We start from the raw sequence: 13,444 nt of genomic DNA, 5'->3' as shown, positions 1-13,444 counted from the left end.
CCTAGATTATATTTAATGCCACTTTGAGAACTATTTAAAGTCAACCAATTAATTATAGTTGACAAGTATAAAAAAAATATGTAGCCTGTCTATTTAGTCAAGAAGTGTAAAGTTTTTTTATTTACCAAATCGGAAAAGGAGGAATTGAATGAGTAAATTAAAGTGTGGTCTGATCCAAATGGGATTGAAAGGCGATGGCACGATGTCGCCAGAAAAAATACGTGATTTAATGATTGAGGCTCATATCCCTATGATAGAGGATGCTGCAAAACAAGGAGTAAAAGTGCTTTGTTTTCAAGAAGTATTTACTCAGCCATACTTTTGTCCAAGTCAGGATAAAAAATGGTATGCAGCAGCTGAATCAATTCCTGATGGACCAACAGTTAAGCTAATGCAAGAATATGCTAAAAAATACCAAATGGTAATTGTTGTTCCTATCTATGAAGAAGAAATGCCAGGTATTTATTACAATACTGCAGCAGTAATTGACGCTGATGGAAGCTTTCTAGGGAAATATCGTAAAACTCATATTCCTCAAGTTGCCCCTGGTTTTTATGAAAAATTTTTCTTTAAACCCGGTAATCTTGGTTATCCAGTATTTGAAACTGCATATGTTAAGTTGGGAGTATATATTTGTTACGACAGACACTTCCCTGAGGGTTGGCGTGCATTAGCCTTAAATGGAGCTGAATATATTGTTAATCCTTCAGCTACAGTGGCAGGATTAAGTAAATATTTATGGGAATTAGAGCAACCTGCTTCGGCTGCTGCAAATGGAGTTTTTATTGGTGCGATAAATCGAGTTGGAAGAGAGGAGCCATGGGCAGAGCAAATGGGAGAATTCTATGGATCAAGTTATATTGTAAATCCTCGTGGTCAAATTGAAGCACAAGCAAGTTATGGTGATGATGAGTTGCTGGTTCATGAAATTGATTTAGATATGGTTCGAGAAGTGCGAGATACTTGGCAATTTTTTAGAGACAGGCGCAGTGACCTTTATGGAGGGCTAACTGAAAAATAGCATCATGAATGAGTCTTCATCTATAAAGTCTGCTGAGTCTTCAATCATAGATATTAGTAATTTGTGTCTTACCTTTGAAACACAGACAGAGCCAGTGCATGCACTTTCTGATATTAATATGAAAGTTAATTCAGGTGATTTTGTTTCACTAATTGGCCCAAGTGGGTGTGGTAAAACTACTTTATTGAGGGTAATAGCTGATCTAGAAAAACCAACAAGTGGCACAATCAATGTAGAAGGTAAATCGCCAAATCAAGCACGCTTAGATCGTGCTTATGGGTATGTTTTTCAAACTCCAGCTCTTTTGCCTTGGCGCAATATAGAAGCAAATATCCACTTACCATTAGAGATATCAGGTTATTCAAAAGATGAGCAAAAAAGTCTTTCAAATCAATATTTGTCTTTAGTAGGCTTGTCAGGATTTGAAAAAAAATATCCATGGCAATTGTCCGGTGGTATGCAGCAGCGTGTCTCGATTGCGAGAGCCTTGAGTTTTGATCCTGATATGTTACTGATGGATGAGCCGTTTGGAGCGCTAGATGAAATTACTCGAGATCGTTTAAATGAGGAGTTATTGCGTTTATGGGAAAAAACTCAGAAAACAGTTGTATTTGTTACCCACTCAATACCTGAGGCAGTATTCTTATCTAATAAGATTGTTGTAATGTCAGCTCGTCCAGGAAAAATTATTGATGTAATTGATACCAATTTTCCAAAAGATAGAAATCTTGATATTCGTGAATCAAAAGAGTTCTTAAAAATTTCGCAACTTGTGAGAGAGGGGCTTAAAGAGGGGCATAGTGATGGAAGCTAATAGGCTTTTCAGTATGATTATAGGAGGAAGTATTGGTCCTGTCGTGATTCTGGTAACGGCTATTATTATGATATGGTATGCGGGAGCAGTTTATTTAAATAGCTCCTTTTTAATTGACAGATATGAAAAAAATAATATTGAGTGGTCTTTTTCACAACTAGCCTCAGACTCTTGGTCTATGGAGCGACCTGTTTTGCCATCTCCCCATCAAATTGCAAAGGAGTTAAAGAAAACAATTTGGGATCAGAAGATAACTTCACCACGGAGTTTGGTTTTCCACTCTAGAGTGACTTTATCTTCTGCAATGGTTGGCTTTATAATGGGCACCTTTCTTGGTATTGTCTTGTCAGTGGGTATTGTTTATGTGCCAGCACTGGATCGAACCTTAATGCCTTGGATAATTACATCTCAAACTATTCCAATTCTGGCAATTGCTCCGATGATTGTCGTTGTGTTAGGTTCAATGGGTATTATTGGCTTAGTTCCAAAAGCAATGATCTCAACCTATCTTTGTTTTTTTCCTGTTGTTGTTGGGATGGTTAAAGGTTTAAGGTCACCAAGTATTCTCTTGGTAGACCTAATGAATAGTTATTCAGCATCAAAGGTTGAGGTTTTTTGGAAATTACGTCTTCCAGCGTCTCTTCCTTATTTATTTGCCAGTTTAAAAGTAGCCATTGCTCTGAGCGTAGTTGGGGCAATTGTAGCAGAGCTTCCTGCTGGTGCTCAAGGTGGCCTTGGTGCACGCCTATTATCTGGCTCATATTACGGACAAACCAGTCTTATTTGGGCTGCCCTGATAACTGCTTCAGTGATTTCTGCAACCCTAGTTACCATAGTTGGAAGAATGGAGCGCGCAGTTAATAATCGTATGGGGCTGCAAATATGAATTTCCTGGCAATAATAAGGTCGTATCCCTTAAGAGGATTGCTATGTCTTATTTTTTCAATCGCCTCTTTTATTTCGTTACAGCTTAACGTAATTAATGATTATGCACTTAATCCTTTTATTGTGATCATTATTGCCGTTGTCAGTTTGATATTTTTTGTTATTCGTCAACAGGGATTATTTCTTTTATCTATTTGTTTTGTAGCTTTATTTTCTGGAGCTTGGTCTGTATTAAATTTAATACATTCATTCGATAAAGGAGTGGTTATGGGTTTAGATGCCTGGTTCTTGGTAAGTGCATTGTGGTTTCTAACATGGAATAACTTAGTTCAACTATCAGCTTTGAAAACAAAGAATAAATTAATAGAATTATCTCTAACTATAATCATTCCAGTTTTATTTGGTGCGTGGATATTTTTTCTATGGGAGGTTATTACTATAGGTATGTCCGTTCCGCAGGTTTTGTTACCTGCACCAAGTCTTATTTGGCAAGTATTTGATGGGTTTGGTGCTACTTTATTTGCAGATTTCTATCAAACTTTTGTCCGATCAGCAATTCCTGGCTTTATTATGGGAAGTGGTACAGGATTTCTCGTTGCAATTGCAGCTGATAAAATACCATTTTTAAGGCGTGGATTAATTCCAATTGGAAACTTCTTTAGCGCAATACCAATTATTGGTATGGCGCCAATTATGATAATGTGGTTTGGATTTGATTGGCAGTCCAAAGCAGCTGTTGTTGCCATAATGACTTTTTTTCCAATGATGGTAAATACCTTAAGTGGTCTTAATGAGACTGATAGGATTGATCGGGATTTATTACACACTTATGCTTCAAGTTACTGGCGAGAACTTTTTAGTTTGCGTCTACCAAATGCAATGCCATTTATTCTTAATGCATTGAAAATTAACTCAACTTTTGCTATGATTGGAGCTATAGTTGCAGAATTTTTTGGAACACCCATTGTTGGAATGGGATTTAGAATTTCGGCTGAGGTTGGCCGAATGAATATCGATATTGTATGGGCAACAATTGCGGTTGCTGCTGTTACAGGTTCGATGTTTTATGGAGTATTTGCTCTTTTAGAAAGAAAATTAACTTTCTGGCATCCATCGATGCGAAAAAGCTAGTTCTGGGTAAGTACTATTTTTTTAAAATAAAGGGAGAAATGATGAAAATATTTAAAAGTAAAACGATATTAGCTGCAATTTGCTCTACTATGCTTATAGCTTTGAGCTTTAATACTCAAGCAGGTGATAAATTTACCCTTCAGACGAAGTGGGTAACTCAGGCTCAATTTGCAGGCTATTATGTTGCACTAGAAAATGGTTACTACGATGATGAGGGTTTAGATGTAACAATTAAGTCAGGTGGTCCAGATATTGCACCTCCACAAGTTATGGCAGGCGGTGGTGCTGATATTCTAATTGAGTGGATGCCAGCAGCATTAGCATCTAGAGAAAAAGGGCTTAACCTTGTCAACATAGCACAGCCATTTAAAAGCACTGGAATGATGCTTACATGCCGTAAAGATTCGGGCATAAGTTCGCCTTCTGACTTCGCAGATAAGACTCTAGGAGTTTGGTTCTACGGTAACGAGTATCCATTCCTGAGCTGGATGAGTAAGCTTGATATGGCAACTGATGGAAGTGCTGGTGGAGTGACAGTATTGAAGCAAGGCTGGGGGATAGAGCCTATTCTTCAAAAGCAAGCAGATTGCGTGTCAACGATGACTTACAATGAATACTGGCAAGTTATTGATGGTGGACTTTCAGCCGATGAGCTAGTAGTTTTTCCATATGATGAGCAAGGTGTTTCAACACTTGAAGATGGATTGTATGTCTTGGAAGAAAACCTAAGTGATCCTGCTTTTGTTGATAAAGCTGCGCGTTTCCTTCGTGCTAGCATGAAAGGTTGGGAGTGGGCTTCAAATAATTCCGATGCTGCTGCCGATATTGTGCTTGAAAATGACATGAGTGGTGCTCAAACTGAAAAGCATCAGCGTCGTATGATGGGTGAGGTTAATAAACTTACTGCAAATGGCGGTAAATTAAATGTTGACGATTACCAGCGTACTGTCGATACTTTACTTGGTAGTGATTCTGATCCAGTAATTAATGCCGAGCCAGTCGGTGCTTGGACTCATAAAGTCTGGGATGCTGCATTTGGATCATAATATAAAATCTAATTTCTTGTAGGAGAATACTATGTCTGTACTAATTAAAAATGGAACAATTGTTAATGCTGATCAATCTTTTCAAGCCGATGTGCTATGTGCAGATGGCAAAATACAGGAAATTGGCAGTAATATCTCAGCGCCGAGTGGCGCTGAGGTAATAGATGCTGCCGGGCAATATGTTATGCCCGGTGGTATCGACCCTCATACCCATATGCAATTACCGTTTATGGGAACTGTTGCTAGTGAAGATTTCTATACTGGGACAGCTGCTGGACTTGCTGGTGGAACAACAATGATTATTGATTTTGTTATTCCTTCTCCTGGAACGAGTATTCTTGAGGCTTATCATCAATGGCGAGAGTGGGCGGAGAAATCAGTAGCTGACTATAGCTTTCATGTTGCCATTACTTGGTGGGATGAAACTGTCCATGCTGATATGAAAACACTAGTTGAAAAACATGGTGTTAACAGCTTTAAGCACTTTATGGCTTATAAGGGCGCAATAATGGCCACTGATGAAATACTTGTCAATAGCTTCAATAGGTCATTAGAATTAGGTGCAATGCCAACAGTTCATGCTGAAAATGGTGAAATGGTTGCACAATTACAAAGTAAGATTTTTGATATGGGCATAACTGGACCAGAGGGTCACCCATTATCTCGTCCACCTGAGGTTGAGGGTGAGGCTGCTAGTCGAGCTATAAGTATTGCTAATGTATATGGAGTCCCTTTGTATATCGTTCATGTTTCTACTAAGCAGTCTTTAGAGGCAATTACTAGAGCACGAAATGCTGGGCAAAAAGTATTTGGTGAAGTTTTAGCTGGACATTTGCTTGTAGATGAGTCAGTTTACTTAAATAAAGATTTTGAGAGTGCTGCTGCTCATGTAATGAGTCCTCCTTTTAGAGCAAAAGAACATCAAGATGCATTATGGAAAGGAGTTATATCTGGTAATTTGCAAACTACCGCTACTGATCACTGTTGTTTTTGTGCTGATCAAAAAGCAGCTGGTAAGGATGATTTTCGTATAACGCCAAATGGAACTGCAGGCGTGGAAAATAGAATGGAAGTGCTATGGCATCATGGCGTAAATACTGGACTTTTTAGTATGAATGAGTTTGTTAAATTAACTTCTACTAATGCTGCACAAATATTTAATATTTATCCTCGAAAAGGGAGTATTTCAGTTGGTGCAGATGCAGATATTGTTGTCTGGGATCCAGAAGCAACTAAGACAATTTCTGCTAAAACACACCACCAAAATATTGATTTCAATATTTTTGAGGGTATGGAAGTCAAAGGCTGTGCTTCACATACTATAAGTGCTGCAAAAGTTGTCTATGCTAATGGAAAGTTGAAAGTTGAAAGGGGAGCTGGAAGATATATTGACCGCCCAGCATACTCTTCATTCTATCAAGGGCTAGATGTCCAAGCTGAGAAAAAGATACCAAAAGCTGTGAAACGTTAAAAAGGAAATTTATTTTGTATTGAGGTTCTGTTAATATAACCTGACCAAATGGTCAAATATTTTTTTTCGGAGGAAAATATGAGTGACAATAATTTAACAAATAAGGTAATGAACATTAAATCACATCGCCTTAGTAAAAAAGAGATTGATGATAATTTTTCAGACCTCCATGCACCATTGTCTGCAATAGAGGCATTAATTGAGGCTGATCGATGTTATTTTTGTTATGACGCTCCTTGCACAAAGGCCTGTCCATCAGATATTGATGTCCCAGGCTTTATTCAAAGTATTAGGAGTGATAATTTAACAGGTGCTGCAGAGAAAATTTTAAGTGAAAATATTTTTGGTGGTATGTGTGCCCGTGACTGCCCAACTGAGGAGTTGTGCCAACTGGCATGTGTTCGAAATGATCATGAACAAAAACCTGTCGAAATTGGTTTACTACAACGTTATGCAACTGACTCAGTATTAAACAATGGAGTGCAATTATTTTCTAGGCAAGAAAATACAGGAAAGTCTATTGCAGTAGTTGGGGCTGGGCCAGCTGGAATATCATGCGCACATCGTTTAGCAGTTTTGGGGCACAAAATAACAGTTTATGATGCCAAGGATAAGCTAGGAGGTTTAAATGAGTATGGCATTGCAGCTTATAAAACTCCTGATGATTTTGCACAGCAAGAACTTGATTACATACTAGATATTGGTGGCATTACTATCGAAACAGGAATGCAGCTTGGTAAGCAAATTAATCTTGAAGGTCTTCAGGAGAAATATGACGCAGTATTTTTAGGGTGTGGTCTTGGTTCAGTAAATAAACTTAATCTTGATAATGAAGACATTTCTGGTGTTATTGATGCCGTTGAATATATTGCAAATTTACGTCAAACCAATAATAAAGATGAACTAATGGTTGGAAAAAATATTGTTGTGATTGGTGGTGGTATGACAGCAATAGATATTGCTGTTCAAAGCAAATTGTTAGGTGCAGAGCAAGTAACGATTGCTTACAGACGTAGTAAAAAAATAATGGCTGCTAGTGAATATGAGCAGGCTCTGGCAAAAAAGCATGACGTACAAATTCAATATAACATGTCACCAAAACGTCTGATAGCTGATGATAGTCATGTCACTGCAATGGAGTTTGATGTGATGAAGTCACAAAATGATGGAAGCCTCAAGGCAAGTGGGGAAAATATTACATTAAAAGCTGATGTTGTTTTCAAAGCTATTGGGCAAAAATTAGTGACTGAAGGCTTGACAGATAATAACAGTTTGGAAATAGAAAAAGGAAGGATTGTTGTAGATGAACAACGTAAAACTTCATTGTCTAAAGTATGGGCAGGAGGAGACTGTGTTCTTGATGGTGACAATTTAACAGTGTCAGCAGTACAAGATGGCAAACTTGCTGCAATTTCAATAAACGAAACACTAACACAAGGAGCATAGTATGGCAGATTTAACTAGTAATTTTTTAGGAATTAAGTCACCTAATCCTTTTTGGTTAGCCTCGGCACCACCGACAGATAAGGCTTATAACGTAAATCGTGCCTTTGAAGCTGGCTGGGGTGGGGTTTCATGGAAAACTCTGGGTGAGGATCCTCATATTGTGAATGTTAATGGTCCAAGGTACACAACAATGATGAGTAATGACCGACGAGTTATTGGTTTCAATAATATCGAATTAATAACTGATCGTCCATTTCAAGTTAATCTTAAGGAAATGCGTCAAGTAAAGAGAGACTGGCCAGATAGGGCTGTGATTGCATCTGTAATGTTTCCAATGAGTGAGGCATCTTGGGCAAAGCATATCCCTATTATTGAAGATACAGGTATAGATGGTTTTGAGCTTAATTTTGGTTGTCCTCATGGTATGTCAGAGCGAGGAATGGGTGCTGCAGTTGGGCAAGTTCCAGAATATATAAAACAAGCCACTGAGTGGTGCAAAAAGTATGCCACAGTCCCTGTAATTGTTAAGCTTACGCCAAATATAACTGATGTAATTTATCCAGCTGAAGCAGTCCTTGAGGGTGGTGGTGATGCAGTGTCATTAATTAATACCATAAACTCAATTATGAGAGTTGATTATGACAGTTTGACTATGTTTCCAACTACGGGCGGCATGGGAACTCATGGGGGTTATTGTGGTGAGGCGGTAAAACCAATTGCTTTGAATATGGTGGCAGAGATAGCGCGTAATGAAAAAACTAGAAACTTACCAATTTCAGGTATTGGGGGAGTATCGACTTGGAAAGATGCAGTAGATTTTATTGCATTAGGTGCCAGTAATGTTCAGGTTTGTACAGCCGCAATGGTCTATGGTTTTAAAATTGTTGAAGACATGAAAACTGGATTGAGTAACTTTTTAGATGAAAAAGGTATGAATTCAGTAGACGAGCTAATTGGCAAAGCAGTTCCATCAGTTACTGATTGGAAGTTCTTGAACTTAAACCACGTTGATAAAGCTGTCATTGACCAAGATAAGTGTATAAAGTGTGGTCGTTGTCACATTGTATGTGAAGATACTTCTCATCAAGCAATTGAATATTCAACTGATAGTGGTGATAGAGTATTTACAGTTAAGGATGATGAATGTGTTGGATGTAATCTTTGTGTAAGCGTTTGCCCTGTAATAGATTGTATCTCAATGGTCGCTATGACATCAGGAACTGACCCTAGAACTGGAAAGGCAATTTCACCACAAGCATCTGATTGGACAACTCATCCAAATAATCCATTAAAGGTTTCATGAAAAAATAATGGAGAATTGAATGGGTAATAAAAAAGTTCTAGTACAAGCCAGAGGTATTACTCGTAGTAAAGAGAGAATTCGTGAAGAAAATGAACTTATTATTTTAATTGCTGCAGAAAAAGTATTTGCAAAGCATGGTCTTAAAGGCTCTACTACAAAACAAATTGCAGATATGGCTAAACTCCCAAAATCCAATATCCATTATTATTTTCATACTAAATTAAATTTGTATAGATGTGTCTTAGAAAGCATACTAGTTGATTGGATGAGGGCTGCTGATACATTTAATAAATTTGATGAACCTCGAGAAGCCTTGAAATATTATGTTGGCGCAAAAATGAATTTGTCACGCACTAGACCATTCGGCTCAAAAGTGTGGGCAAATGAAATTATTAGTGGTGCCCCTGAAATGGAAGAAGTATTATCATCGAGGTTAAAACAATGGGTTGATACTTGTGTTAGTTCGATAAATAGGTGGGTTGAACTAAAAAAAATTGTTAATGTGGGTGATGCTCATACCTTGTTATATATGATTTGGGCTACCACTCAACATTATGCTGATTTTGATTATCAAGTGATGATTTTAAATAATGGAAAGAAACTTACAGATAGTGAATTTGAAGAAAAAAAACAACAAGTTATTGATTTAGTTTTAAGAAGCGTTGGTTTAAATCCTTAGTCAATATGAGATTAAAAAAGTTTACAAAATAATTCTTAACATCAAGATAAATACCAGATGACATTTACCTAAAATAGAGAATTTATAGAAAATATATGCATAATAGTTTTTACTAAAGATAGTTATTATGTAGTTGATTTAGGTTAGACAAGGAGTATTCAAATTGGACAGCAGTGGAAAGAAATTTAGAAAGTTAGTTAATGAAAATAAGCCACTTCAAATTGTAGGCGCTGTTAACGCCTATAGCGCTCTTATGGCTGAGAAAGTTGGGCATCAATCAATCTACTTGTCAGGTGGTGGAGTTGCAGCTTCTTCTCTTGGAGTTCCTGATCTTGGTATTACTTCCCTAGCAGATGTTCTCGAAGATGCCAAAAGAATTACTCAAGTAACTTCCCTACCATTATTAGTAGATGCAGATACTGGTTGGGGTGGGGCACTTAACATTGCTCGTTGCGTTCGAGAAATGATAAATAGTGGCGTAGCTGCTATCCACATTGAAGATCAAGTTTCTCAAAAACGTTGCGGACATAGACCAAATAAGGCCATAGTTAGTACAAATGAAATGGTTGACAGAATTAAAGCTGCAGTTGACGCCAAAACCGATCCTAACTTTGTAATTATGGCAAGAACAGACTCATTGGCTATAGAGGGTATGCATTCTGCTATTGATAAAGCGACAGCTTTTGTAGAAGCTGGTGCTGATATGATATTTCCTGAGGCACTCAATACCATTGAGCAATATAGAGAGTTTTCTGATTCAATTAATGTCCCTATTCTAGCAAATATAACTGAATTTGGTCAAACACCATTATTTACCAAAGAGGAGCTTTCTGATGCTGGTGTGGATATGATTCTTTATCCACTAAGTGCCTTTAGAGCAATGAGTAAAGCAGCTCTTAATGTCTATCAACATATCATACAAGATGGTCACCAAAATAATGTCATAGAAAGTATGCAAACAAGAGAAGAGTTATATGATTTTTTAAATTATCATCAATATGAAAAGCAATTAGATGATGAAATGAATAAGGAGAGTAAGTAGTGAGTGGAAAAAAAATAGGTGGAGCTGGTCTTAGAGGTCAGAGTGCAGGTGAGACATCAATATGTACAGTTGGAGTTAGCGGTTCTGGCCTCACATATCGTGGCTTTGATATCGTAGATTTAGCAGAAAATACAACTTTCGAAGAGGTTGCCTATCTTTTATTGAAGGGAAAACTACCTAACTCACAGGAATTAAAAGCATATATAGAAAAACTCAAAACATTAAGAGGACTTCAACCTGAACTAAGAAGTGCTTTGGAGGGTATCCCTAAAACTGCTCATCCTATGGACGTTTTAAGGACAGGCTGTTCGGTTCTTGGTAATTTAGAGCAAGAGGAAGGCTTTATAAACCAAACTGACCATGCAGATCGTATGCTGAGTGCATTTCCATCGATACTTAGCTACTGGTATCAGTATTCCCACTATGGAAAAAGAATTGATACGGAGACAAGTGATGATACTATTGGTGGTCATTTTTTACATCTCTTGCATGGTAAAAAACCTAGCCAACTGCATGATCAAGTAATGAGTATTTCTTTGATTCTGTATGCTGAACATGAATTTAATGCCTCCACTTTTGCTGCAAGAGTTTGTGCCTCAACGCTTTCAGATATTCATTCTGCTGTTACAAGTGCTATTGGGACATTACGAGGACCATTACATGGAGGCGCAAATGAAGCCGCTAGTGCTATGCTATCGCAATGGAATGACCCTGATATTGCAGAGGCTGAATTACTTAAAATGCTTGCACAAAAGCAACTTGTGATGGGTTTTGGACACGCAGTTTATACTCAATCTGACCCTCGTAATGAGGTTATCAAGCAATGGTCAAAAAAATTATCTATGGAGGTTAACGATAAGCATCTATATGATGTATCAGAAAGAGTTGAAATGGTTATGAGAAGAGAGAAAAATCTATTCGCAAATGCTGACTTTTATCACGCTTCTACCTATGAATTTATGGGAATACCAACTAAACTATTTACCCCAATATTTGTTCTTTCAAGAGTAACTGGATGGTGTGCTCACATTTTTGAACAGAGACAAAATAATCGAATCATTAGACCTAATGCAGATTATATAGGTCCAGGTCCACAAAAAGTCAGCCCCATAGAAACAAGGAGTTAGTATAGTGAAAGCAGATAGAATGTCAGCAGATCAAGCTCTGCAAGATATCGCTGATTATGTGATTGATTTTAAAGTAGAGTCTGAGGAGGCCTTAAATACTGCTAGAAATTGTTTAATAGATACTATCGGCTGTGGTCTTTTGGCTTTGAAATATCCAAATTGTACTAGACATTTAGGCCCATTGGTGCCTGGGACCACAGTAGAAAATGGTGCTAGGGTTTTTGGAAAGTCATTTGAGCTTGACCCAGTAAAAGCAGCTTGGGATATTGGCGCCTTAGTTCGATGGTTAGATTTTAATGACACTTGGTTAGCTGAAGAGTGGGGGCATCCTTCTGATAATTTAGGCGCAATTATGGCTCTTAGTGATTATGTTTCAAGAGTAAATATTGCGAATCATAAATCACCATTAAGTATAAGAGATGTGCTCGAGTACATGATAAAAGCTCATGAAATACAAGGTATTCTTGCACTTGAAAATAGTTTTAATAAAGTAGGCCTAGACCATGTTTTACTCGTAAGAGTTGCAAGCACAGCTGTTGCTACGCATATGCTAGGAGGGACAAGAGAACAAATTATTGATGCTTTATCACAAGCTTGGGCTGATGGTTCTTCTCTTCGAGCCTATAGGCATGCACCTAACGCTGGCTCAAGAAAATCTTGGGCTGCTGGCGATGCAACATCTCGCGCAGTTCGCCTGGCAATGATAACTATGGCTGGTGAGATGGGTATGCCTTCCATTTTGAGTTCACCAGAGTGGGGCTTTTATGATGTAAGTTTTAAGGGAAGAGAGTTTAGCTTCTCTAAGAGCTATGGAACTTATGTTATGGAGAATATTCTTTTTAAGATATCTTTCCCAGCTGAATTTCATGCTCAAACTGCAGTAGAATGCGCAGTATTGCTTTATCCAGAGATTAAAGAAAAGTTAAATGAAATTGAAAGGATTGAAGTTACAACTCATGAGTCAGCACTTAGAATTATTGATAAAACAGGCGCCCTAGATAATCCAGCTGATCGAGATCATTGTATGCAATATATGCTTGCAGTTGCAATGATTAAAGGTGATTTGGTGGCTGAGTTTTATGAAGATTCCTTTCATCAACAAAACTTATTAATTGATAAGCTTCGAAATAAAATGATTTTAAAGGAAGATAAAAGATACTCAAAAGACTACCTAGCAGATGACAAGAGATCTATTGCCAATGCGTTACAGATTTTCTTTAAGGATGGGAGTCAAACTGATAAAGTGGAAGTTGAATATCCAATAGGACACCGTAATCGTCGTCAGGAAGGTATCCCATTACTTGAGAGAAAATTTTTTAATAGTCTCAAAAGTATTTATTCTAAAGAGCACAGTGACAGGATCTACTCATTGTGTCTTGATAAAGAGAAAACTGAACAAACACCTGTCAACGAGTTTATGGACATGTTTGTTCTTAAAGATTAAGGAGCTATTAAAGTTTTTTAGTTTTCATCTATTTA

At 37.6% G+C, this 13,444-nt stretch carries 12 protein-coding genes; all 12 read left to right on the top strand.

The features are described from left to right. The first annotated feature begins 148 nt into the window (after window positions 1–148). Window positions 149–1,021, top strand: a complete 873-nt coding sequence (locus tag AC5YGD_RS06070) for a nitrilase-related carbon-nitrogen hydrolase (protein ID WP_271558602.1) — start codon at window positions 149–151, stop codon at window positions 1,019–1,021. 4 nt (window positions 1,022–1,025) lie between these two features. After that, the gene (locus AC5YGD_RS06065; RefSeq protein ID WP_496141111.1) at window positions 1,026–1,835 is read left to right on the top strand and encodes an ATP-binding cassette domain-containing protein; all 810 of its coding nucleotides are present in this window, start codon (window positions 1,026–1,028) and stop codon (window positions 1,833–1,835) included. Further along, window positions 1,825–2,721, top strand: coding sequence for an ABC transporter permease subunit (locus tag AC5YGD_RS06060; RefSeq protein WP_496142362.1), 897 nt, complete (start codon window positions 1,825–1,827; stop codon window positions 2,719–2,721). The genes AC5YGD_RS06065 and AC5YGD_RS06060 overlap by 11 nt, the downstream gene beginning before the upstream one ends. Continuing rightward, window positions 2,718–3,851 (top strand): ABC transporter permease, encoded by a 1,134-nt coding sequence (locus tag AC5YGD_RS06055; RefSeq protein WP_416694429.1) that lies wholly within the window; start codon window positions 2,718–2,720, stop codon window positions 3,849–3,851. Before AC5YGD_RS06060 ends, AC5YGD_RS06055 begins: the two co-directional genes overlap by 4 nt. Before the next feature lie 41 nt (window positions 3,852–3,892). Further along, a complete protein-coding gene (locus AC5YGD_RS06050; RefSeq protein WP_416694427.1) occupies window positions 3,893–4,897 on the top strand; it encodes an ABC transporter substrate-binding protein in 1,005 nt (334 codons plus the stop codon). A 31-nt stretch (window positions 4,898–4,928) separates the two neighbouring features. Beyond that, complete coding sequence (gene hydA / locus AC5YGD_RS06045; protein WP_496141110.1) at window positions 4,929–6,368, top strand: dihydropyrimidinase; 1,440 nt, start codon at window positions 4,929–4,931, stop codon at window positions 6,366–6,368. A gap of 78 nt (window positions 6,369–6,446) precedes the next feature. Beyond that, the gene (locus AC5YGD_RS06040) at window positions 6,447–7,814 is read left to right on the top strand and encodes an FAD-dependent oxidoreductase (RefSeq protein ID WP_496141109.1); all 1,368 of its coding nucleotides are present in this window, start codon (window positions 6,447–6,449) and stop codon (window positions 7,812–7,814) included. A 1-nt stretch (window position 7,815) separates the two neighbouring features. Then, a complete protein-coding gene (gene preA, locus AC5YGD_RS06035) occupies window positions 7,816–9,117 on the top strand; it encodes an NAD-dependent dihydropyrimidine dehydrogenase subunit PreA (protein ID WP_416686289.1) in 1,302 nt (433 codons plus the stop codon). A gap of 19 nt (window positions 9,118–9,136) precedes the next feature. Further along, window positions 9,137–9,796, top strand: coding sequence for a TetR family transcriptional regulator C-terminal domain-containing protein (locus tag AC5YGD_RS06030; RefSeq protein WP_416694421.1), 660 nt, complete (start codon window positions 9,137–9,139; stop codon window positions 9,794–9,796). Between the two features lie 163 nt (window positions 9,797–9,959). Further along, window positions 9,960–10,838: a methylisocitrate lyase gene (prpB, locus tag AC5YGD_RS06025; protein ID WP_416694419.1), complete on the top strand. Its 879-nt coding sequence runs from the start codon at window positions 9,960–9,962 to the stop codon at window positions 10,836–10,838. Beyond that, window positions 10,838–11,965, top strand: coding sequence for a bifunctional 2-methylcitrate synthase/citrate synthase (gene prpC, locus AC5YGD_RS06020; protein WP_496141108.1), 1,128 nt, complete (start codon window positions 10,838–10,840; stop codon window positions 11,963–11,965). Before prpB ends, prpC begins: the two co-directional genes overlap by 1 nt. Before the next feature lie 19 nt (window positions 11,966–11,984). Further along, the gene (locus AC5YGD_RS06015; RefSeq protein WP_496142361.1) at window positions 11,985–13,409 is read left to right on the top strand and encodes a bifunctional 2-methylcitrate dehydratase/aconitate hydratase; all 1,425 of its coding nucleotides are present in this window, start codon (window positions 11,985–11,987) and stop codon (window positions 13,407–13,409) included. Window positions 13,410–13,444: the final 35 nt, after the last annotated feature.

This window comes from Candidatus Pseudothioglobus sp. uisw_070 (assembly GCF_059512545.2).
Note: the sequence above shows the minus strand (reverse complement) of the source record. Positions and strands in the feature narration are given on the sequence as shown.